Source organism: Bacillus sp. LH1, from assembly GCF_057924895.1.
Genome location: NZ_CM175007.1, coordinates 1,588,872 through 1,612,073 on the forward strand (window position 1 = coordinate 1,588,872; position 23,202 = coordinate 1,612,073).

Consider the following 23,202-nt stretch of genomic DNA (forward strand, 5'->3'; position numbering starts at 1 on the left):
ATATAGGTAATGAAAAAGAGATTGTAATTTGGTTTCAACCAAACTACAATCTCTTTTTTGTTTCAATTACTTCCACCAAATCCAAGTCCAAAGGTAATTTCGTACATTTCGAGGAGTAATGCGAATGAAGCGTTCACCGTCAAAGAAGCAATTTAAATTTGGAAGTGTTTCATCTGGATTTTCTGGAACAAAGGTGACGATATTTTCGTTACTTGTAACGGTTACTGTAATTGGTGGATCGGTAGGCGAGACTTGAAGTTGTAACGAAATATTGGCCGTATTTTTAAATTGATTATTAACAGGTGGACTTATTACTTGTACTGTGAATAACACGATAATTGTTTCGTTTGGCTCTAAATTAGTGGCAACTAGGAAACCGATATTCGGATTCGCTAGTGGAGAGCGTTCACCGTTAATAAAGACAGTGCCGTTTATAAATTGTAAACCTGCTGGAATGGTATCTTGTAAAGAAATATTTGAGAGTGAAATTTCGGAAGTATTTGTAATACGCACCGTGTAATCAAAATATTGATTTAAATAAGCTGAGCTGACGGAAGCATTTTTCGTGACTGTTGTAGTTATAAATTGAACTGGTATACGAACGATATTTGAATTAACAATGAAAGTAATAATTGGATCCTGTGGTGTCAATTGAAAGGCAGCGGTAACTGTTGCAGAATTTATAATTGTACTATTTGAAGGAATAGAAGTTACGAGAACTTGGAATGTTATAGTTGCTACTGAATCTGCAGGTAAAGAGCCGATATTAATACCAGTGTCTGGACGAACATTTGGAACGGGAGTACCGTTAATTGTTACGCTGTTTTCTATAAATGTTGTACCAACTGGAATTGTGTCTATAACAGAAGTACTGATTGTCGGAATTGGGGAGTGATTAAATACCGCTAATGTGAATGTAATGATATCTCCTATAACGACAATAGATTTGTCAGTTGTTTTTTCAATACGAACCATCGGATCAATGACTGTCGTTGTAACGGTATTTGTTTGCTTTGTAATTTTAATAGGTGGTTTTGTTGGATCAATGATAACGGTATAGGAAACAGAAGCATCGTTATTAATTGTAGGTTGAAGAGTAGAAGAAGATATTGTCACTTGGAACGTAATAATAACAGAGTCATTAGGAGCAAGATTTCCTAACGTAATACCATTTTCAGGATTCTCATTAGGCTGATTGATTCCGTTAATCGTAACACTACCAGCAACAAAAGTCGTATCTATTGGTACGGTGTCTATAGCAAGAAGGTCTTCAATCGTTACATTACCGCTATTCATAATCGTAATTGTATACGTTAAAGTTTGAGCAGGTAAGGCATTCGTTACATCAACAGATTTTATGGCAATGACATTATCATTTTGGACAGTAGTTGTGACGGTATTTGTTGTAGTCGTATTTGTAACGGGTACGTTATTTGGGTTGACTATATAGTTAAAAGTAGTAATTGCGTTGTTGTTTAGTTCATTTGGTGTTGGAATAGAAGTCACAGTTACTTGGAATGAAACGATAGCATCTCCACCAATAGTTATAGTACCAATTGGTATGCCGCTTACTGGATTCGCTCCTGGAAGAGTTTCTCCGTTTACAATGACGCTATTTTCTATAAACGTAGTACCTTGAGGAATAATATCTTGAATGATTACATCATTTACTGCAACATTACCGGTTTGATTTAGTGTAATCGTATACGTTAACGTATCACCAACCGTTGCAAATGCAAGATCAACAGCTTTATTACTATTCAAATTCGCGTGATTAATTTCTGTTAAAGCAGCTGATGAAATAATAGTTTCGGTAATAGGTGGTCGATCTGGTACCGTGTATTGGTATTCAACTGTACTCGTGTTAGAGATTGGATTTGTTTGTGGAATCGAAGTAACCCGTACTTGGAATAGAATAGTTGCTGTCGTATTAGGCGGAATGTTATCAATTTGTATACCGTTAAGAGGGTTGTCATTTGGCCGAGCATTGCCGTTCACGATAACACTATTCTCTATAAAGCTCGTATTTGCTGGGATGATATCTGTAACAATAATGTTTTCGACTTGTATATTTCCGTTATTTATGATGGAAATTGTATAAGGGAGGATAGTTTGTAAGTCAGCATATTGGATAGGTGTTGTTTTTGTCGCAATTACATTAGCGGAAATAACTTCAGTGAAGGTAATATTGCTAGTCGATATTTGTTCTTCCACGTTAATTGTATAACGAGAAGTTGATTGATTTTGAACATGACCGCTAGTAGGAAGAGCTACGACGGTAACAGAAAATGTGACTGGGATAGAAATGTTAGGAGCAATCGTTCCTACAAGTATACCTACACTTGGATTGGCGTTAAGCTGAGGAATGTTATTTACTAAAACGCTACCGTCAATAAAGGTTGTTCCATCAGGTATATTGTCTGTAAATACAACAGCAGTGGCATCCGTATTCCCTGTATTCGTTAAAGTTGTTGTATAAGTTAAAATGTCACCAATCGTTACAGAGGTTAAATCAACAGTTTTAAGTGAAACGATATCAGCATCATTAATTTGAACGAAAGTAGTATTGGAAGTAGTAGATTTTTGAATTGGTGCAAAGTCAGGATTGAAAATAAAGTCGTAGACAATGTTTGCAGTATTAGGTGTTGGATTTACAGTAGGTAAATTCGTAACGGAAACTTGGAATGTTATTGTAGTCATTTGACCTGCTGCGACATTAGGAATGGAAAAGCCGATATTCGGATCTGCTGCAGGAAGTACAGTATTATTAACTATTACACTTCCTGGAATAAATACTGTTCCATCTGCTATAGTATCTGTAAAAAAGATGGAATTAGTTGTAGCCGATCCATTATTTTGAATGAATACTGTATATTCAATGGTTTCATCAATAGTAGCTAATACAGTATTAGCAGATTTTGTAGCAATAAGAATAGCATCAATAAATTGTATGTTTGTAGCATTGGAAGAGGTCGTTTCTGAAATTGGTGGTGTGCTTGGTTCTGGTCGATACTCATAGTGAATGACGGCAATATTATTAATGTTATTTTGTGGCGGTATAGAAACTACGCTTACTTGGAACGTAACAATAATCGTATTATTTGGAAGAATTATATCAAGATTGATACCGGTAATTGGATTTTCGTTAGGTCTTGGTACGCCATCTACAAGAATGCTATTTGGAACGAATGTGGTGCCAGAAGCAATTGCGTCAAGTAGGAGAGTATTTGTAATAGGTATTGTACCGGCGTTTGTAACTGCGACTGTATATGTGATGATTTGACCGATACGTGTAATGGATCTGTTAGCGGATTTAATTGCACTAACATTTGCCGTTCGCACTTCAGTATTTACTGCATTTGATAACGATCTACGCTGAATAATTGGAGAACTAGGGTCAATTTGGTATTCGTACGAAGTGTCTGAAATATTAATGACTGTATTGCCCTCTGGTATATTTGTAAGTTGTACTTGGAATGAAATAGTGACTGTTTCATTTGGTTGTATCGTGCCGAGAGTTACTCCGTTTTCAGGATTCACGCCAGGCTGAATTACATTATTTATTGCTAAGCTATCTTCAATGAATATAGTACCTTCTGGAATGTTATCAATGAACACGATATTGTTAGCCGGAACGGTTCCTATATTTTGAAGTGTATTTGTGTAGGTAATCATTTGCCCGATTGATACGAAATTTACATCCGCACTTTTAACAGAAATAATATTTGCATTTTGAAGTGATGTTGTAACAATGTTAGAATTTGCAGAGCGATTTACTGGTGGGGCTGTAGGAATACTTACATATTGGTAAGTTGCTGAAGATTGATTTACAATTTCAGTTTCATTCGGTGGATTATTTGTTTGCACTTGAAATAGTATCGTTTTGGAACTGTTTGCTGGAATTGTTCCAATTGGTATTCCGTTTTCAGGATTTACACCTGGCTGAAGGACACCGTTAATTGTGACACTATCGGGAACGAATGTAGTCCCAGTTGGAATAGAATCTGTGAAATTAATATTTATTGCGTCAACATTACCGATATTTTTCACTTCAGAAATATAAAGTATAGTTCCACCGATATCTACAGTTGTTGGATTGGATGTTTTTGTAATTGTCAATTGAGCTTGCACGAAATTTGTAATGACGATATTACTAGTAGATGTTTCACTAATAGGCGGTTGCCCTGGGTCTGGTTGGATTGTATATGTTGTATTGGATTGATTTGTAATCGATTCTTGCGAGAATGAATCGTTAATAAGAATTTGGAACGAAATAAGATGAGTAGCGTTTGCTACTAGGGTAGGCAAAGTAACACCTACATTTGGATTGGCACCAAGTATAGTTGTTCCATTAAGTGTAAAACTATTTTCTACGAATGTAGTATTTTGGGGAATAGTATCTGAAAATATGAGATTAGTAGCTGGAATATTTCCGGTATTTTCTAGTGTTATCGTATAAGTCAAAATATCACCTGTTGTTGCTTGTTGTGCATTGACTCCTTTTAAAGAAAGGATAGTCGCATCTGAAATTTGTGTGAAAGCGGGATTAGACGTAATTGTTCGAGAGATGATAGGAGCAGTTGGATCGGCGATAAAAGTGTAGTCAATACGGGCTGTATTAGAAATTGGGTTCACGCTTGGAATAGATTGAACGATAACCTGGAATGTTACAGTGACGATTTCTGACGGTGTGATGGAGTTTAATGGTATTCCTACGTTAGGATCAGCATCTGGAACGGAAACGCTATTAATAGTTACGCTATTCGGAATAAATGCAGTTCCTTCTGGGACCAAATCTGTTAAAGTAACTGTATTTGCAGTAGTATTTCCGTTATTTTGAACGACTACTGTGTAAGTGATTGTACCGTCAGTAGATTGTACGAGAGAATCTGTACTTTTAATTGCGGATAATGATGCATCAACAACAGCTGTATTAACTGTATTAGATGAGGATGTTGCTGTAACTGGAGGTTGACTTGGATCGACAATATACGTGTAACTTGTAAGTGCTTGATTTATAATTGCTCCTTGCGGCGAGATAGAACTTGCAAGAAATTGGAACGTAATAGTAGCGGAATCACCTGGTGCGATAATACCAACGGGAATACCGAGAGTTGGACTTGCATCTGGAAGTGAAATCCCGTTGAGCGTAACACTATTTGGAACAAATAATGCTCCTTCAGGAACTCCGTTAATGAGTAATACAGAGTTTGCAGGGAAGTTTCCAGTATTCGTTAATGTTGCTGTATACGTAATTACATCCCCGATAGACACAATTGAACGATTTGCTTGTAAAACAGTTGTAACAGTCGCGTTATTAATTTGTGTTGAAGCGCTATTAGAATTTATCGTGCCTGTAACAGGAGGAGAGGCCGGATCAACGATGAATGTGTATTGAATAGATGCTACGTTTGTAATCGGATTTGAAGGTGGAGTTGATGTAACTATGACTTGGAAAGTAACGGTTAAGGAACTATCCGAGCTAATTGTTCCGATATTCACTCCGTTATTTGGATTTGCACCTGGAATGGTACTTCCATTTACAGCAAAACTATTTTCAACAAAGGTTGTTCCTGCTGGAACTGGGTCTGAGAAATTTACATTCGTAGCGTTTGTATTGCCGCTATTTTGAATCAAAACTGTATAAGTGATCGTATCTCCAATATTTGCAAAGGCTGTATTAGCAGTTTTTACAGCTGAAAGTATTGCTGTATTAATAGAAGTAACGAAGACATTCGTTTCCACATTGCCAGGTTGAGCCAGTAATGCATTGCCTACGTTATATTGGAAGTTAACAAATCCTAAGTTTTGGAGTTCAGGTGTGAACGTTGTTGGATTACTTACGATTTGTACTTGGAATATGATTGTAACAGTTTGATTTGGATTGATTGTATTTATGCCAACACCGTTAATAATCGAAGCGGATGGTAATGGAGTGCCATCAACAATAACTGATCCTGCAACAAATTGTGTCCACGATGGTAAAGGGTCTGAGAATATAGCGTTGTTAGCAGGAATATTGCCTGTGTTCGTAATAGTCGTTGTATACGTAATCGTATCACCAATCGTTGCAAAAGTTTTATCTCCTATTTTAATAGTATTTAAAATAGCACTTTCAATTTTTGTTGTAACGTTGTTAGAAATAATATTTTTTGAAACTGGGGGATTAGCTGGATTAACGATATGTTGAAAGCTAACGCTAGCTTGATTAGTAATTGGATTTATAGGCGGAATTTCATTGGCGATAATGTTAAATGCTACGATGACAGATTCGTTTGGCGCGATACCACCGATTGGAACGCCTGTAATGATATCTGCATTTTGGATGCTAGTTCCGTTCAGTGTAAAGCTATTCGGTTCAAAGGAAGTTCCGTCTGGAATAAGGTCGGTAAAAATAACATTTGTTGCACTTACATTTCCGCTATTTGTAATTGTAACGGTGTAGGTAATATCCTGCCCGATATCTACCGTAGATACATTTGAATTTTTTTGTGCAGTAAGGATAGCGCTATTAATTTGTGTGGTCGTTGTATTAGATTGATTGGAAGTTGTAATAAGTGGCTGGCTAGGATCAACGACATAATGATATGTGGTAGAAGCAGAGTTAGAGATAGGATTAAGTGTTGGAAGTGTAATAACAGTTGCTTGGAATGTAACGATTGCCGTATTACCACCATTAATGGAACCAATATTTACACCAGTTGATAAATCGGCGTTTGGAATGGTTTGCCCATTAGCTGTGAAACTATTTGGAACGAAACTTAAATTGCTATCAAGAATATCGATAATAGTTACATCAGTTGCGGTCACATTTCCGGTATTAGGAAGGTTAAGTGTAAATGTTATTGTATTACCAACATCCGCAAAAGTAAGATCTGCTGTTTTGGTGCTAATAATAGTTGCGTTGTTTATTTGAAGGAGTGTAGTGTTGGAAGTAGCTGCACTTGAAACGGGAGGATTAACAGGATCAACAGTAAATTCATACGTCGTTGATGCTGTATTTGGTGCTGGGTTACTAGGGGGAATATTGTTTACTGTAACTTGAAAGACGATACTATATATTTCATTTGGTGGAAGTGTTGCAAGTAATACGCCTGTATTTGGATCCGCGTTAGATTGTAAAACGCCATCGATAGTTAATGTGTTAGGAACAAATGTAAGTCCACTTGGTAATGCATCTGTGAATACAATATTAGTTGCATCGGTATTGCCTACATTGGTAATAGAAGTAGTATAAAAAGCAGTTTGCCCGATATCTGCAAAGGATACACTTTCATTTTTCGTCATAGACAATATTGCTTCGTTAATTTGGGTTGAAACAGGATTACTAATTGAAGTTTCTGCATCAGGCGGTGAGACTAATTGATACGATGTTGATGAGAAATTTACAATTGGGTTTTGGGTTGGTAATGATGTTACAGTAACTTGGAACGAAACTGTTACTGTAGTCCCGGCTGTTATTGTCCCAATATTCACACCGTTCGATGGATCCGCCCCACTTTGAGGAACTCCATTAATAGAAAATGTGTTTGCAATAAATGTAGTGACGCTTGGCACTGTATCTGTAAATATAACATTTTGTGCAGATGAGTTTCCATTGTTTGTTAAAACGACAGTATAAGTGAGTATGTCTCCAATACGACTAAAGGATTTATCGACTTGTTTTAATGAAAGAATGTTAGCTGTATTAATCGTAGTAAACACTGTGTTTGAAGTAACGTTTCTTGAAACAATCGGTGCATTTGGATCAGCGATAAATGTGTAAGAAGCAGTAGCGGAATTGGCTACAGGATTTTGGTTTGGTGTAGAAGTAGCAGTAACTTGAAATGCGATAGATATTGAGTTGTTAGGAGCAATTGATCCGATTGTTATACCTGTATTAGGATCGAGTTCGATGTGTGTACTGCCATTGATTGTGACACTATTCGGAATGAACGTTGTGCCGTCTGGAATAAGATCAGTGAAAGTAATATTCGTTGCATTTGTATTGCCATTATTCGTTAAAATGGTTGTATAGGTAATGGTATCACCTAGTGTTACAATTGTTTGATCGACCGATTTTACCATCGTTATCATAGCATCTAGTACCGGGTTTGTAACAATATTCGTTGAAGTAGAAGTTGTAATAGGAGTTCCGTTTGGATCGACAGTATAAGAATATAAAATGGTGTCATTACCCATAATCGAACTTGAAGGGGGAACAGAAAGAACATTTGCTTGGAAAGTAACGGTTACTGTTTCACCAGGAGCGATATTTGGTATAGTTACTCCAAGTGCTGGTTGCGCACCAGATTGCTGAACCCCGTTTATTTTGACTGAGTTTGGTATAAAGGTAGTGTTAGCTGGAATTGCGCTCGTGAACGTTATATTCGTTGCAGTCGTATTTCCTGTATTTGTAATAGTTGTTGTATACGTAATCGTATCTCCAACAGAAATGATAGATTTATCAACGCTTTTTTGGGTCGTTAATATTGCACTATTAATTGTTGTCGAAACAGCATTAGATACGTTCGTTTGTGTTACGGCAGGTTGGCTAGGATCAACTACATGTGCAAATTGTACAGAACTAAAATTAGAAATTGGATTTATACTTGGAATGTTTGTAGCAAGTACGTTGAGAGTAATCACGGCCGTTCCATTTGGGTTTATATTTCCAATCTGAATCCCGTTAGATGGATTTCCGATTTGCTGTGTACCAGAATCGTTTGTAAGAGTGCCAGATATGAATGTCGTCCCATCAGGTAAAGTATCCGTGAAAATTATATTTTGTGAAGTGACATTTCCAGGGTTACTTAATGTAATTGTATAAGAAATTGTATCACCAATCGTTGCGAAAGTTTTATCTACAGATTTGATTGCCACAATTTCCCCAGAATTTATTTGTGTCGAAACAGAATTAGATGTCGTATTTCGTGAAACAAGTGGTAAATTAGGTCCTGTCATAAATTTATAATCAATAGAAGCGCCGTTTACAACCGGTGAGTTTGGTCCGCCTGGTCCAATTGTGAAAATTGGATTTGGAATGCTAACTACTTGCACACGGAAGGTAACATTTATAAAATCTCCTGCAATAATATCTCCAATTGGTATCCCGTTAGCTGGATTTACTCCAGGTAATAAAACTCCGCCTACTCGAACGCTATCTTCTATAAATACTGTGTTATTTGGAATCGGATCTGTAAAAATGATATTCGTAGCAGTTGTGTTTCCTACATTTTCTAATAAAACTGTATACGTTAAAAATGAATTTCCAGGTGCTATGTCAGAAAATAGCCGATCCACACTTTTCGTTGCTTGAATAATCGCTTCGTTAATTTGAACTAAAGTTGGATTACTTGTAGCTGTTTCTGTCACCGGCGGCTGGGTAGGATCAACAATGATCGAGTATGTCGTGCTAGACTGGTTCAAAGTTGGATTTGTAACTGGTATTGAGCCAACGATAGCTTGAAAGCTAATTGTTGTCGTTCCTCCAACTGGAATTGAGTCTAAAGAAATCCCGCTATCTGGTCTAAATCCAAGTTGTGGGATGGTATTAATTTGTACGCTATCAGGAACGAATGAAAGTTCAGGTGGTAATATATCGATAAAAACAGGTGTGTTTGCGGCAGTATTTCCGCTATTGGTGAGGGTAGTTGTATACGTAATTGTATCTCCAACAGCAGCAAAAGCACTGCTTGCAGTTTTTGTTGCGATAACAGAAGCAGTATTTACTTGTGTAAAGGTTTTATTAGATTGAACTGTTCGTGAAACTGGCGGTTCATTTATATCTACAATAAAGCTATATTGAAGCGATGATTTATTCAGGATTGGATTAGGGTTTGGAAGTGTTGTAATGTTTACTTGAAAACTGAGTGTAGCAGATGCATTTGAATTTAAGTTACCAATATTGATACCGTTTTGTGGATTTGCATTCGGAACGGTTACACCATTTATCTTAAAGCTATTTGGGATAAAGGTAGTACCGTTTGGAATTGTATCAGTAAAAATAATGTTGTTCGCAGTAGTATTTCCGTTGTTTGTAACAGCTGAAGTGAATGTAATTGTATCACCAATTGTAGCGAAAGTTGTACTAGCGCTTTTATTTATTACTAAAGTAGCGTCAATAATTGGTGTAACTGTTGTATTTGTTACGGTAACTAATAACCAACAATTTATAACAGTTGTTTTATTGCTAATTGTTGAATCTTAGACTACAAAATTTTCTCAACATGGTATTTGAAGTTAATAGAATACACGTTCTTATTAATGTGATAAAATATTCTGTAAATATAATGGAAACTGTGATGCTTATTGAAATGAAGGGGGATAGTCACTTGAAATTCCATGAAAAAATTATGAGTATAATTGAGGACAGAGATGATTTGACTTCAACTAGTGTAGCGATAAAAATAGGGGTGTCCAAACAATACATGTCCAAATTTAAAAAAAGAGGAACAATTGGATTTTGTCAATTGGTCAAGTTATCACATGTACTAAATGATGAAAATAAAACTTCCAAAGAGACAATGGCTAAATGGTGCTTAGATCTTGATGGGACAGAAGCGATAAAACAGAGTTTTGAATATGCATGTGTAACAAGGAATATAGAGTTGCTACATAAGCTGATTCTAAAAAATAAAGATGAAGCAGGAACAATTGGAGAATATGTTTCTGTATATGGGATTTTATATCAATATATAGTCGGTGAAATACATGGTACAGACATTATTGATAAACTAAAAAAAATCGGACAACCGAAGGATAAGGTTTTAAATATTTTAGTGGATATAATGAAATGTTATAATTATTTCCATCTAAAGAAATATAATCTGATGTTAGAATTAATTCAGGAAATCGAACAACAAGTTAAGGCTATAGATAGTGATAGAAAATCTTATATTAAAGAGTGCTACATTTACAGAGTAGCAGAGATATTCGCACCTGTTTATTTACATTACAATCATCTAGACTTGGCTAGAAAATTTGCTAATGTAATAATCGAAGCTAATATCAGCGAAAAAACAATATCTGATGCATTATACATACTGGGAATGTCATACTTAGGTGAAGATAAGGAAAAGAGCTTGAAGTATTTTGAAGATAGTTATACTTTATTTAAACAAGTCGGAGATAAAACTTATGAAAAAGAGGTGCGTTATAACCTAGACTTTGCTAAGATATATTTAGGTGAAATATTACCTGAAGATTCAGAGGGTTCGTTAAAGCAATTTCAAACGTTTCCAGATACTTCTAGGTTGCAACTACTTCAAGCTTCGCTATACGATGGTGAGGAAGAAGATTTTCTCGTATATTTTAAAGGGATTGTTTCTACATCCCCAAATGGAATTTACGAATGTTTTCAAAAGTTTCTTTTACAGTCAAATTATTTCTTTACAAGTTTGGTTGCAAAAGAAATCCTCAAAAGAGGAGATAACTCAGAATTAATCAAGTCAATGGTGGGTTTTAAAGGGAATATAGGAGAAGGAGCGTTTGCTGATGAAAAAAATAATTTCTACAATCTTAGTTGCATTAACAGTATTCACTGTGTCGAGCGGATTTACAGGGCAGACCCAAGACAACTACAAGAAAAATGAACAAATATCATATATGCAGGAAACCATCAAACCGGGTGGTTGATGAAAGAAAAGGATTGAGACGTTCTCAATCCTTTTTTTGTTTAGTAAACTAAAAATTAAAAGCGAAAAATAATTTACTTTTCTGAAATTTCCCTAGAGGAAAGGTATAATTGGAATACAGCAGATGAGGGGGATAGAAATGAGAAAAGAAGATATTCTACAGTCATTCTTAAAATACATAGATTCATGTTCAAATGGAGAGGGAGAGTTTGATCGATTTATTGAAGAAGCATTTAATATTGAAGAAGCATTAAAAAATAGCGATGAGTAGCATCACATCACTATTTTGAAGTGTTTTTCAGTTTTTCTAAGCTTTCCATCATTGTTAGCATGTTTTGTAGGACTATGTCCTGATGTTCCTCAGGTAGTTGTTCCAGACGGTTTTTTAAGCTCAAGTATTTTTGGCCCATCCCTTCATCTAATTCACGAGAGTCAGATCTTCCTAGAAGATAATCAACAGGAACATTAAGAAAGTCAGCAGCGCGCTCAACAGTTTCTCTGGATGCAGGTTTAAAACCAGTTTCAAATTTAGAAACGCTACCTGCAGTAACACCAATAGCTTGTCCTAAATCATGTTGTGTTAAATTACGTTCTTTTCGTAATAGACGTAACCGATCTTTAAATTCCACAGTAATCACCTCGATAAGTGGTTTGTTAGGATTATTATAATATTTCCTAAGGGGAAAATCAATCGGAGGAATTTTCTATAAATTTATAATTTCAAAGGGAAAAAATACCTTGAAATTTCCCTGAGGGAATGTTAAGTTAGTGTAAACAGGTATAGAAAGGAGTTATTACATGAAAGGGAGTATCAATGAAACGAAATTAAAAATGGCATTTCAAGCATCGGGATATAAGTATCAAGAATTAGCAGATGCATTAGATATATCTTGCAGTTATTGTTACAAGCTAATTAATAATCATAATTACAAAAAGAAAATATCATATAATTTGGCATCTAGAATGGCGCATGTATTAAAAGAGAATGTAGTTGATTTGTTTGAAGAACAAGTCGATTTTTTTTAATAACAATATTCCCTAGGGGAACATAAGGCGGGGTGGCCATGTCAGAAATTAATTATAAAGGGTTCACAATCAAAGAAACTTATGGCGAAAAAAATATCGAGGAAGTATTTAAGGAAGTATACGAGTCATTTTATGGCGTTGAAGTTAAGGTCATAAAAAAAGGATTGGAAATCACAAGGAAAAGTGCAGCTAGTTAATTTCCTAAACTTCATTGAGAGTATTCAATGAAGTCGCATCAAAAATGGACAAGCTTGAATGGCGGTGATTTGATGAAAAACGGAAAAAAATTAACCAAACGTGAAAAGATCCATGTGAAATCTTATAGTTTAAACCCTGAGAATTGGCTGGTTTCTAAGAAAGAGAATGGACAAATGTGTTTGGTACATCGTTATACAAATACAAAACGTATAATTCCAAGTTTATAAGTTTAGGAGTAATCAAATATTGGTCAAATGAATAGTTACGAAAGGAGATAGAATCATGAGGATTACACCACCAGTTTTACAAAAGGATATACAAAATAAACAAACTTTAGATTCATTTTTACAATACTGTGAACAAAAACAAATTGCAGCATTAAAGAAACATGATGAAGAGTCCTTACATAAGTGGATAAAGGAAGCTCGCCTTGCAAGGAGGGAACTTGCCGCAATGTATCGAGCGAAAGAAAAGCACGATGCGGAGCACGAAAGGGATCGTAAAAGAATCTTAGGGATTGTTCAGCGATTGAAGAGTCAAGGTGTTAATGCGGAAGTTGTGGAAAGAACTCATTTCCTAACTCTTTCAGAGGAGGTGAGTTAGTTGGAAATAAAACAAACCGCCCTACGCCTAGAACGGTTTGTAAAAAAATGACTCAGCACTATTATAACATATTACTTACTTTTCATGAAACAAGCATATATGGATGTTTGTACTAGGAGGTAAAAAGATGGCGATATTTAGACAAGTACACACTTCGTTTTGGAATGATGTGAAAGTTCAAGAGGAATTTACACCAGAAGATAAGTTCTTTTTCTTATATTTATTAACTAATCCACAAACGAAACAAGTTGGTGTATATCAAATAACCAAAAAACAAATAGCTTTTGAAACAGGGTATTCACATGAGGCTGTAAAGGCTTTGATGCAACGTTTTGAAGATTACCACAAGCTAATAGAATATGATAACGAAACCAGAGAATTAGTTATTTTAAATTGGGGGAAATACAACCTGAAAAAAGCTGGAAAACCAGTTGAGGATTTACTAAAGAAAGAATTAAAAGAAGTGAAGAATATAACTTTACTAATTCCAATCTGCAAACATATAGAGCAAAAATCTATAAAGAAGCTTATTGAAACGTTCATCCACGACTCGTATAACGATACGTCCCCGAACCGTGGGACGATTCGGGGACAAGAAGAAGAAGAAGAAGAAGAAAAAGAAGAAGAAGAAAAAGAAGAAGAAGAAAAAGAAGGACCTCTAGTAGTAGAAAATCTTGCAATCGATTTTTATATGAAGAATTTCGGACATATATCTCCATTCATGGGAGAAGAAATTAATCAATGGATAGATGATCTTAATCAGTCGCTAGTAGTTGAAGCGATGAAAATCACTTTAGAAAATAATAAACGTAATTGGTCATATACAAAAGGAATTCTAAAAGATTGGCATCAACAAGGATTTAAGACAATTCAAGATGTAGAAGCAGCACAAGTGGAATTCCGAAGACAACAACAAAATAATAAACGTACTGGTAAAGGTTATGCCAAACGAACAGAAGCTGTACCAGAATGGTTACATCATCGAGAAGAATCTGAACCAATACAACAACCACAGCAAGCATTAATTGATGAGCACGAAGATAGTAAGAAACGTTTTGATGAGATATTAAACAAATATAAAAATACTAAAGGGGAGTAAGGTATGAAAAACACAAGTGTAGCAAGAAAAGTAGATGATTTAGGGCGTGTAGTAATTCCGATTGAGTTACGCAGAACTTTGGGAATTGCTGAAGGGACGTCATTAGGTTTTCATGTTGATGGGGAAAACATTATTTTGAAGAAACAAGAAACGTCATGCTTTGTAACGGGTAAAGTTTCTGAATCCAACATCAAATTGCTGGAAGGTCGAATGTTTTTGAGTAAGGAAGGCGCAAGTGAATTGCTGGACATTCTTCAAAAGAGTGGGATGGCAAATGCCTAAGCAATTAAATATTTTCGATGTAGAACCATCGATTTGCGAGTTTGATGTAATGAAGGCCAATGTGAAGAAAGGAACTGGACGTGTTACATACGCTGATGTACGCGTACAAGTTCCGAAGAATGCAAAGGGAACGGATGAATTACCACGCACTACTAAACAAGATGATCGTTACGACATCTTTGAACAATATGTAATGGCAATTTGGAGATTCCAACGAGCTGTAGATAAGTTTTTTAATTGGGATACAGCTGAAGAATTGTGTAAGGCGGCTAGGGATAAAAAAGAAGTAATTCCGATAAGGATTTATTTAGGAAGTGGCTTTAAACCTGATGTTGTCGAGTACATGCGTTAGTAAAAGGGAGAGGGACATATGAAGAAAGAAATCGATGTTACAAATAATAAACTTCTTGTGGTGAAAGATGGTGAAGTCCTTTCATTCAACCCGCCAGAAAGCGGTTTTGGTGAGCAAGTTGTAATTTGGGTTAACGGTAAGGGTGTCCATGTCAAAACTACTTCTAATGAAAAGATAAATTAATTAATTTTTTAAGGGAGTGTTTGAAATGTCGGCTTTTAAAGTTCAAATTGCTTTAGAAGAAGTGGATTTCTTATGGGATCAAAGAGAGGTTATCCAATTCCGGGAACTTTGGAATAGTAACTACACACTGTTAGAGATTTCGAAAAGATTTAAAAGAAAGCAAATAGAAGTAGCAGCACTTATTTTAGATCAAGTGGATAAGTTTAAAATCCACAAACGAAAAATAGGTTTAGGGGAAATTGGCGAAAAGAGTATTCGAAATAAAAGGAAAAAAGAAATACCACCATACGTCTACATTGCTTTAGAAGAAGTAAATTTTATTTGGAATGAGGACGATATAGAACTATTTAAGGATTTGTGGATGCAGCAGCTCAGCATTGAAGAAATAGCGAACAAACTAAGAAGGCATCAGATTGAAATAGCAACATTAATACTCGATCGGTTCGGTTTAGAATACATGATTAATTGTTTAATAGATACGAAAAAAAGGGTTGCTTAATTAAATTATTGAGGGAGTGGAAGAGATGAACTTAATTAGAATATTTGGATTGCAAAAGGTATTAGATACAAGAATCATCAAGAAGCACGGGTTGGAAGGCCAAAACTTATTTTACAATATGATTCTTGCTTTACAAGTTGAAGTTGGAGAACTTGCAAATGAAACAAGATGTTTTAAGCATTGGAGCCATAAAGGGCCAAGTGGAAAAGAAGTTATTTTAATGGAATATGTAGATGGATTCCATTTTATAGCTTCGTTAGGAAATGGTATTGGTTTTAATCCTAATGAATATAGTAAGGAATTTTTAGAGCATAAAGCAAATGTCTTTGCTGCAAGTTCCTTAGTGGATCAATTTAATAATGTATATGAAGCTGTATCAGAATTTCGCGCAACTCAGGATATGGAATTGTACGAAGAGTTACTATATTCCTTCTTAGGATTAGGTAGAAAGTTAGGATTCACATTTGAAGAAATCGAACAAGGCTATTACAAGAAGAATGAAGTAAATCATCAACGCCAGAATAACGGGTACTGAGCAATGAAAGGTGTATGCATAGATGTAGATCATTCAGCACTATTGGGAATAAATGAAGAATATTTTTTATTCCCAGCTAAACCTAATCATTACTACGTCAGCAAATTTAATCGGAAAGAAGCACATTTTGGCTGTTATCCAGCAGAGAGATTTCAAGTGGTGGAAAAAGAAAATTGGACATCAGAACCGCAAGTTAATACGCCTAATTTAGATAAAGGTTTACTGTATAGAGCGCAACTGATTTGGCGAACAAAAGGTTATAAAAATAAACAGCTTAAGGATTACATTATAAGACCTAAAGGTAATCATTGTTTCTTCTGGCATGATCGTGAACTTAAAAAATTATGTGGATGTTTCCCAATACATTGGTTTGCTAATTTTGAGGAACTATCAGAAGCAGAAGAAGTTAAAAGAACACCTGAACCGGAACCTGTTTCATTGCTAGAAAGACCTGATGGGCAACTGGCATTCTTTTAAAACTAGAATGGAATATAGAAACTTCGGGCATTAGTAAGTCAAAAATTTATGAATTTAATGCATAGGGAGGAGTAATTTTATGTTTTGGTTAGGATGTTTTTTAGGATATATGGCGGGTTCTGTTATTACATGCGCACTACTTTACTTTGGTTTTAGAGCTGATGAAAACAAGAAAGCAGATAAAAAAAGAAGAATGTTAGATGAATCGGCAAGGAAGGAAATGGAGCAACTGAAGGCCATAAAGAACGATGGGAAGGAAATCTAATACAATTTGAATTTTGTAGAAAAGTGAGGTGGATAAAGATGTTGAGAGAGTGGAGTGAGCAAGAACGATTAGAAATTGAGGCAGAGCAAGAAATAATTGCACAAGTAGAACGTGAAAACTGGATGGAAGCAAATAATATTAGTGACGAATATTAATGTTCGGAATTTGGTTTGAAATGTCAGCTGTGGTTTAAGTTGAATGTTCGGTTTTTAATAAAAGCGTTATTTTAATCGGAATGGCAGATGATTGACCAAATCACCTGCCAAGTGCCTAAACAGTCCGGAGGGGTAAAGCTCCGTTTTGAAAGAGTGTAGCTGACTCGTAGATATTGTGTGTAATACAAAAAAAGATTATTCGTAAAGGGGAATAAAAAAATGGAAAACCAAGAAAAATTAGTTGTTTTAAACGCAGATCAAAAGGCGGTAGCGCTAAAAGGATTAAAGGATTTATTCTTTGCAGCAAAACAAATGCATGAATGGTTATCAGAAGATACATTAACCGAAGAAATGAAAGGGACATTAATTTCTTTATCAGAGTGCCATATTTCGGATGTAGCAAAAGCTACAAACTATGAATCTAATTTAGCTAAGGAAAGAGCAGAGCGTCACGTAGATATTCGTAATGCCAATATACGTATTCGCGAATTGGAACAACAGATGGCAAATATGAAGCCGATTGATGGATTAAAAGAGCAATTAGCAGGCTTAACTCGCAAAGTTGATGAGTGGTGGGATGAACTTGGATTCAATTACATTTCGGAAATGAGTTTTAGCAAATGGGGCGGATTAGATATAAAGTTTGGATTTCAATTAGGTAGGCTTTCAAGATCATTTAGCAGTACACCTGTATCGGATAAGGAAGAAGATGAAGACAAAATACAACAACTGCGCAATAAAGGATTTATTTTCACAGAGGAAGATAGAGAAGCGCATTTAGCTGACAATGATACAAACAAGCAACTACTGGTACAACTTTTAGAAGAGAGATTTCCAAGCATACAAATTACGGGGATGGAAACTTGGAGTGGGAGAAGAAACAGAGAAGCGCACATTCGATATGTCACAGCCTATCTTGGCGAATTACATGAAATTTAAACAAAATAGTTATTTTGGAGAGGAATGAAGCGGATGAGGCATACAAGAAATAGACAAATGACAAAAATAGGTGAAGAAAATTTTATGAGAATGAAGAATATCAAAATCTCAACGATACGAAAGCCTGATGGGAAGTTTCCTAATAGATTAGACCCAACTTTCAAATGGAATAGGAACGGATGTAAAAATCAGTACGTTTCTTGGGTGCTACCGATTGATATTTTTATCGAAGAAATAGCATTTATTAAAGAAAATAGATAGAAAGGGAGAATGAGAGATGATTACATTCGATGGAAAACATGTAAAAGTTGATAAGGAACTTCAGGAAAAGAACGGTATAAAAAAGTTAGAGATAGAGCTAACAGAGGAAGGTCTTCTTAAGTCAGTGCATATAGAACGATATCTATTCGCATGTTCGTGGAGCGATGAAGAAAACGAAGAAAACTAAACAAAAACGCTATTTTATTAGAAAAGGAGAATGAATGATGAAAACATTTACTGTAACGTATACGGAAACTAAGGTGTATGAGGGAATTGTAGAAGCAGAAACATTAGAACAAGCAGCCGATCGTGTTCGTGATGGATATGTCGAAGAAGAGGTGCTAGTTGAAAAAGACATAACTATCGATGAGTTAAAACTGGAACAAACGGAAGAACCGGATAACGTTCGAAGTTTGGTTATAAATTACGGAGAACTTAGTTTTACGAATTTTGAACATGCTGTAAATGTTCTCGCAGAAGAGTATGGATATGAAGGTGAAGCTTGGGAAATGGTTGTGGCGAGTGGAGACTTAGAAATATTATGTGAGTTTCTAAGCGAAGATGGCATAAACGCAGAAATTGAATAAAAACTTCATTTTGTAGAAAAGAGGAATGGATATGAAATACTTCGAGTTTGATAAACATGAATATTGGGCATTAGTAGCGGCGGAAACAAAAGGTAGAGCTTACACAGTATATGCGAAAGAAGTTGCAGGTAATGGAACACAAAGTGTTATAAGTGAAGGTGATATTACAGAGGTTACAAAAGAAATTGCATTCGGGAAATTTTTAAATGCAGTCGCTCATTTAGAAGAAAATAAAGGTAAAAAATTACAAGATTATTTGAATGATTTTAATGGTCATAAAAACCAAACAGTTTTAATTACTTCAGAATTAGCATAAAAAAGCAGCTAGCAAAAGCTAACTGCTCATCTCCAAGGGGGAACAAGGAGAAAGTAACTTAATGGGTTATCTACAGTATTGACGGAATATTGAGTTTTATTCAGGGGAGGAATAAGAAAATGAGAAAAATTAAATGTCGTGGAAGAGATGAAAGAGGGAAGTGGCATTATGGTTATTATGTTGATGGTTATATGTTTGATGACATGCTAGGTCTTTGGGAGTCAGTTCCATTTATAGTCCAAAGGCAATTAGAGGGAGATGTTCGAGTTGAAGCTGAAACAGTTGGGCAATATACAGGCGTAGAAGATAAGAACGGCAAGGCAATTTACGAAGGTGATATTGTCAAATGTCATAACGATTTAGTCTACAGAGTTGATTGGCACGAAAAGGACGCTATGTTTTACTACAAAGATCCATCTGGAGATGAGGATGAAGATTTGAGAATGAGTGCAGTGTCATTCGAAGTAATAGGAAATGTATATGACAATCAAAACTTAATAAAATAATCCTTTGAATAGAAAGTGAGGTTAGGAAAATGGGAATGAGTGTAGAAGGTGTGAAATTCTTTTTAGAAACACCCGATGGAGAAAGAGTGGAAATCAAGGGTGGTGTTGATTGGGCTGATACTTCTTCTGGTGAAACAGGTAATTATGATTTTGACTTCACTAAAGAAATAAGTGTGCCGTGCACTTTTGAAAAACCGCAAAATATAAAAGAGCTGCAAGAGATAGGTTTTACACCACAACAAGCATGGAATATTCATTTGCACAAAGGTGAGAGTTGGAAAGAAAACTCAAAAGCAAGTTTTTTAAAGTAAATTAAAAATCAATATTGTCCGGCTAGAAAACTAGAGGACACCAATTCATTAAAGCAGCAATAAAAGCTGTTTTAGGAATAGGTGTCCTTTTTATTTTGAAAAGGGAGATGGGGAAATGAAGGGGTTAAAGGATCAGTTACGTGAATGGAAAAAGCAATCGAATCAAGCAAAAAAGAAAAAGAAGAAAAAACGAAAAGAGAAATTTAGCACTCGTGATATTGAAGATTTAATGGGGATGCATAGACCTTGTTATGAACGAAGACGTGGAGCAATAAGACAAAAGTAATCTAAAAATAAAAAGGAGTGGTCTTACATGACTAAACAATTATCTTTCTTACCAAAAATCGATAGAATAGCGACACAAGAGAAATTAGAAGGTGTGTTGGAAAGCGTACGTATACATAGACAATTCGGGATGATGCGTAAAGAAATGAAAGTCACTCCTTCTTATGAAATACGCGAGCACGGTCCTACACATACAGTTGGTAAGCCATTAGAAGATGTTGCTATAGCAAATATTCAACAAAGTAAACGAGAAGAATGGCTAGCAATAATGTCATTACGTATCAATCAATTTCTAAATCGATTAGGAAATGGGCGTGCAGGAATCATCCAAAGGGATATCATTTATAAACGTTATTTAGAAGAAGAGGATGTATGTGATTACATGGTTTATAACGAAATTGGAATGTCAGAGCGTACTTATCGACGTTGGAAGTCTAAAGCGTTTTATAAGCTTGCTTTTGCACTTGGATTAGAAGTTTACGAGACAGAAGAGACTGGAGGTAATGAATAATGAATTTTGTTCAGCCAATACGTGATCCAGAAGAAATACAGCAGCTAAAAGATTATTTTAAAGAAAAGAGCTTACGTAATTACATTCTCTTCATTATGGGAATCAATACAGGTCTGAGAATCTCGGACATTTTGAAATTGAAGGTAGGAGATGTCAAAGGTAGTCATATATCTATGAGAGAAAAGAAAACCGGGAAACAGAAACGAATACAAATTACTGCAGCACTGAAAAGAGAACTGAAATGGTTTATTGAAGAAAGAGAAGATGAGGAGTACTTATTGCAAAGTAGACAAGGAAAGAATCGTCCTATTGGTCGTAGTATGGCATATAAGATATTGAGTATAGCTGCAGCAGAGTTTGGTTTAGAGGAAATAGGAACACATACATTGAGAAAGACTTATGGGTATCACATGTACATGCAAACCAAAAATATAGCATTACTAATGGAGATATTCAATCACTCGTCAGAGAAGGTTACGTTACGTTATATAGGTGTAAATCAAGATGCAATGGATAAAGCAATGACTAGGTTTAAAATCTAAGCATTGCTTTTTCTTTTTAAATTCATACAGTTACTCATAAATTTCGTACTGTGTAACTCAAAAGAGAAAGTTAATTTAAATCAATGATATCAAGGGCTGTGGCGTATGGCTCAGTTACACACAATACAAGATATGGGTAACTCATTAGAGAAAGAACAGGGGGAGTAAGTAGTTGCCAAAAACTACTGATTTGGGTAAAACAGTTGCAAAGAGTAAGTTAGGATATTGATAGGAAAAATAAGTGGCAGAGTCGTGACCGCTTTTTGGCAGGATATGTGCCGGTTGTTTTGGAATTCACGTGATATATTTGTATTGTGAGAAGTGGCGGAAAACATAACTCACTATGTTGTTTCTTAATTTCTAAACGGTTCATAATAACGGGCATATAAAATCCGAAACCAGCAGATGGTACTGATTGAATGATACCGTTATTAAGGAGAGCTTTTGCTCTTCTCTCAGTTAACAAACAAGGTTGTCTATTGTGATTGTTAGCTGAGAGAAGCATAAAACTTCACATACCGTAATTAAAAACAAATAAGTAAACGATAGTAAAGCATCCGTTCGGGTGCTTTTTATTTTTGGTAATAAGGAGTGGATGTAATGGAGGATATAACATGTTACTAAAGATATGTAGATGTGGTAAGACAGTACCGATGGAGAAAGGTATGTGTGAGGCGTGTGCTGTTATTGCTGAAGAAAGAAGGAAGCAAAGGCACAGAGATTATAAGGTGAAGCGAACGGATACAGACAATCAGAAGTTCTATAACTCAAAGCCTTGGCGAGTAACTAGAGCAAGGATAAAGGATAGAGACAATGGGTTGTGTCAATTGTGTTGGAGTGAGAACAAGGTTAAACCAATGAACACAGTACATCATATTATACCTTTAGAAGAAAATGATCGATTAGCTTTAGTAAGAAGTAATTTGATTTCGTTATGCGAGAAATGCCACCAGAAAGTCCATAAGCTGTATGACGTTAGGACAGAGAAGTTCAATATACAGAAGAAGTTAAGAAGCTTGATAGGGTAGGGGGATATCAAAAACTTTTTAAGGAGGGCGACGAGTCGCCGGGTGGTCTTTTTTTTCGCGAAAACTCCCTAAATGAAAATTCCGAAAGGAGGAAGGTGGATGGCTAGACCGAGGGAACCTGTAGATTTAGTTGTACTTAAGGGAAAAAAACATTTAACAAAAGCTGAAATTGAAAATCGTAAATCAAAAGAAGTCAAGGCGCCTAGTGATAAAATTAGGGCGCCTTCTTATTTGCCAAAAGATTTGAGAAGAGACTTTAAAAAAATATCTGATGAACTAATCAGGATTGAAATTATGTCCAATCTTGATGTTGATGCTTTAGCAAGATTTTTAATAGCAAGGAAAATGTATGTAGAAATTACAAATGCTATGCTTGAGCTTAGTCCGCTAGAAGAAGTGGTAGATGTAAAAAAGGATCAGGAAGGTAACATCATATCCGAGAATAGGTATACCATATCTAATGGCGTCTATTCAGACTTACTTATAAATCAAGACAAACTTTTTAAGCAGTGTAGACAAGCTTCCAGTGATTTAGGTCTAACAATTACATCAAGATGTAGATTAGTAGTCCCAAAGGAAACTGATGAAAAGCCTAAAAATAAATTTAATAAGTTTATGTAGGTTGTA

At 35.5% G+C, this 23,202-nt stretch carries 27 protein-coding genes and 1 pseudogene; 26 read left to right on the forward strand and 2 right to left on the reverse strand.

The features are described 5' to 3' along the window. Nucleotides 1–66: 66 nt before the first annotated feature. Nucleotides 67–10,134: pseudogene (locus ACX9TM_RS08405) on the reverse strand (cell surface protein); the annotation flags it as partial. Nucleotides 10,135–10,313: 179 nt separating this feature from the next. On the opposite strand from ACX9TM_RS08405, the gene ACX9TM_RS08410 reads away from it, so the two are divergent. Beyond that, nucleotides 10,314–11,573 (forward strand): AimR family lysis-lysogeny pheromone receptor, encoded by a 1,260-nt coding sequence (locus tag ACX9TM_RS08410; protein ID WP_224742151.1) that lies wholly within the window; start codon nt 10,314–10,316, stop codon nt 11,571–11,573. A gap of 181 nt (nt 11,574–11,754) precedes the next feature. Further along, entirely contained in the window at nt 11,755–11,886 is a 132-nt protein-coding gene (locus ACX9TM_RS08415) for a hypothetical protein (RefSeq protein ID WP_263479927.1), read from the forward strand. Between the two features lie 10 nt (nt 11,887–11,896). On the opposite strand, the gene ACX9TM_RS08420 is transcribed toward ACX9TM_RS08415, so the two are convergent. Further along, nucleotides 11,897–12,244 carry a helix-turn-helix domain-containing protein gene (locus ACX9TM_RS08420; protein ID WP_023521535.1) on the reverse strand — a complete coding sequence of 116 codons (348 nt, stop codon included), beginning with the start codon at nt 12,242–12,244 and terminating at the stop codon, nt 11,897–11,899. A 169-nt stretch (nt 12,245–12,413) separates the two neighbouring features. Here ACX9TM_RS08420 and ACX9TM_RS08425 point away from each other — a divergent pair, with 169 nt between their 5' ends. The 24 genes from ACX9TM_RS08425 (at nt 12,414) to ACX9TM_RS08540 (ending at nt 23,196) form a co-directional block, all read left to right on the forward strand. Beyond that, nucleotides 12,414–12,641 carry a helix-turn-helix domain-containing protein gene (locus tag ACX9TM_RS08425; protein ID WP_150475932.1) on the forward strand — a complete coding sequence of 76 codons (228 nt, stop codon included), beginning with the start codon at nt 12,414–12,416 and terminating at the stop codon, nt 12,639–12,641. A 38-nt stretch (nt 12,642–12,679) separates the two neighbouring features. Further along, nucleotides 12,680–12,838 carry a hypothetical protein gene (locus tag ACX9TM_RS08430; RefSeq protein ID WP_191092987.1) on the forward strand — a complete coding sequence of 53 codons (159 nt, stop codon included), beginning with the start codon at nt 12,680–12,682 and terminating at the stop codon, nt 12,836–12,838. 72 nt (nt 12,839–12,910) lie between these two features. Further along, a complete protein-coding gene (locus ACX9TM_RS08435) occupies nt 12,911–13,066 on the forward strand; it encodes a DUF6906 family protein (RefSeq protein ID WP_023521538.1) in 156 nt (51 codons plus the stop codon). 55 nt (nt 13,067–13,121) lie between these two features. After that, on the forward strand, nt 13,122–13,442 hold the full coding sequence (locus ACX9TM_RS08440; protein ID WP_150475930.1) for an RNA-binding protein: 321 nt from the start codon (nt 13,122–13,124) through the stop codon (nt 13,440–13,442). A gap of 127 nt (nt 13,443–13,569) precedes the next feature. Continuing rightward, complete coding sequence (locus ACX9TM_RS08445) at nt 13,570–14,541, forward strand: DnaD domain-containing protein (RefSeq protein WP_150475927.1); 972 nt, start codon at nt 13,570–13,572, stop codon at nt 14,539–14,541. A 3-nt stretch (nt 14,542–14,544) separates the two neighbouring features. Next, complete coding sequence (locus tag ACX9TM_RS08450) at nt 14,545–14,823, forward strand: AbrB/MazE/SpoVT family DNA-binding domain-containing protein (protein WP_150475925.1); 279 nt, start codon at nt 14,545–14,547, stop codon at nt 14,821–14,823. Beyond that, nucleotides 14,816–15,175: a cell division protein SepF gene (locus ACX9TM_RS08455; RefSeq protein ID WP_150475922.1), complete on the forward strand. Its 360-nt coding sequence runs from the start codon at nt 14,816–14,818 to the stop codon at nt 15,173–15,175. The genes ACX9TM_RS08450 and ACX9TM_RS08455 overlap by 8 nt, the downstream gene beginning before the upstream one ends. Nucleotides 15,176–15,193: 18 nt before the next feature. Continuing rightward, on the forward strand, nt 15,194–15,358 hold the full coding sequence (locus ACX9TM_RS08460; RefSeq protein WP_150475921.1) for a DUF3954 domain-containing protein: 165 nt from the start codon (nt 15,194–15,196) through the stop codon (nt 15,356–15,358). A gap of 25 nt (nt 15,359–15,383) precedes the next feature. Beyond that, nucleotides 15,384–15,857 carry a sugar ABC transporter substrate-binding protein gene (locus tag ACX9TM_RS08465; RefSeq protein WP_150475910.1) on the forward strand — a complete coding sequence of 158 codons (474 nt, stop codon included), beginning with the start codon at nt 15,384–15,386 and terminating at the stop codon, nt 15,855–15,857. A gap of 25 nt (nt 15,858–15,882) precedes the next feature. Continuing rightward, nucleotides 15,883–16,392 carry a dUTP diphosphatase gene (locus tag ACX9TM_RS08470; RefSeq protein WP_150475908.1) on the forward strand — a complete coding sequence of 170 codons (510 nt, stop codon included), beginning with the start codon at nt 15,883–15,885 and terminating at the stop codon, nt 16,390–16,392. 3 nt (nt 16,393–16,395) lie between these two features. Continuing rightward, nucleotides 16,396–16,869: a hypothetical protein gene (locus ACX9TM_RS08475; RefSeq protein ID WP_150475906.1), complete on the forward strand. Its 474-nt coding sequence runs from the start codon at nt 16,396–16,398 to the stop codon at nt 16,867–16,869. A 79-nt stretch (nt 16,870–16,948) separates the two neighbouring features. Further along, complete coding sequence (locus ACX9TM_RS08480) at nt 16,949–17,134, forward strand: hypothetical protein (protein ID WP_150475904.1); 186 nt, start codon at nt 16,949–16,951, stop codon at nt 17,132–17,134. A gap of 374 nt (nt 17,135–17,508) precedes the next feature. After that, entirely contained in the window at nt 17,509–18,228 is a 720-nt protein-coding gene (locus tag ACX9TM_RS08485) for a hypothetical protein (protein WP_002066828.1), read from the forward strand. An 84-nt stretch (nt 18,229–18,312) separates the two neighbouring features. After that, nucleotides 18,313–18,489 (forward strand): hypothetical protein, encoded by a 177-nt coding sequence (locus ACX9TM_RS08490; RefSeq protein ID WP_191092989.1) that lies wholly within the window; start codon nt 18,313–18,315, stop codon nt 18,487–18,489. Nucleotides 18,490–18,505: 16 nt separating this feature from the next. After that, a complete protein-coding gene (locus ACX9TM_RS08495; RefSeq protein WP_191092986.1) occupies nt 18,506–18,676 on the forward strand; it encodes a hypothetical protein in 171 nt (56 codons plus the stop codon). 190 nt (nt 18,677–18,866) lie between these two features. Next, entirely contained in the window at nt 18,867–19,076 is a 210-nt protein-coding gene (locus tag ACX9TM_RS08500; RefSeq protein WP_345742617.1) for a hypothetical protein, read from the forward strand. A gap of 31 nt (nt 19,077–19,107) precedes the next feature. Next, complete coding sequence (locus tag ACX9TM_RS08505; protein WP_150475897.1) at nt 19,108–19,392, forward strand: hypothetical protein; 285 nt, start codon at nt 19,108–19,110, stop codon at nt 19,390–19,392. Between the two features lie 119 nt (nt 19,393–19,511). Beyond that, the gene (locus ACX9TM_RS08510; RefSeq protein WP_098782223.1) at nt 19,512–19,898 is read left to right on the forward strand and encodes a YopX family protein; all 387 of its coding nucleotides are present in this window, start codon (nt 19,512–19,514) and stop codon (nt 19,896–19,898) included. 29 nt (nt 19,899–19,927) lie between these two features. Further along, a complete protein-coding gene (locus ACX9TM_RS08515) occupies nt 19,928–20,209 on the forward strand; it encodes a PadR family transcriptional regulator (RefSeq protein WP_150475895.1) in 282 nt (93 codons plus the stop codon). Between the two features lie 115 nt (nt 20,210–20,324). After that, a complete protein-coding gene (locus tag ACX9TM_RS08520) occupies nt 20,325–20,495 on the forward strand; it encodes a hypothetical protein (RefSeq protein WP_098949026.1) in 171 nt (56 codons plus the stop codon). 27 nt (nt 20,496–20,522) lie between these two features. Beyond that, nucleotides 20,523–21,005 carry an ArpU family phage packaging/lysis transcriptional regulator gene (locus ACX9TM_RS08525; protein ID WP_088065331.1) on the forward strand — a complete coding sequence of 161 codons (483 nt, stop codon included), beginning with the start codon at nt 20,523–20,525 and terminating at the stop codon, nt 21,003–21,005. Further along, nucleotides 21,005–21,547, forward strand: a complete 543-nt coding sequence (locus tag ACX9TM_RS08530; RefSeq protein ID WP_098949027.1) for a site-specific integrase — start codon at nt 21,005–21,007, stop codon at nt 21,545–21,547. The genes ACX9TM_RS08525 and ACX9TM_RS08530 overlap by 1 nt, the downstream gene beginning before the upstream one ends. Nucleotides 21,548–22,212: 665 nt before the next feature. After that, a complete protein-coding gene (locus ACX9TM_RS08535) occupies nt 22,213–22,575 on the forward strand; it encodes an HNH endonuclease (RefSeq protein WP_224742152.1) in 363 nt (120 codons plus the stop codon). Nucleotides 22,576–22,674: 99 nt separating this feature from the next. Continuing rightward, nucleotides 22,675–23,196, forward strand: coding sequence for a phage terminase small subunit P27 family (locus ACX9TM_RS08540; protein ID WP_150475889.1), 522 nt, complete (start codon nt 22,675–22,677; stop codon nt 23,194–23,196). The last annotated feature ends 6 nt before the right edge of the window (nt 23,197–23,202 follow it).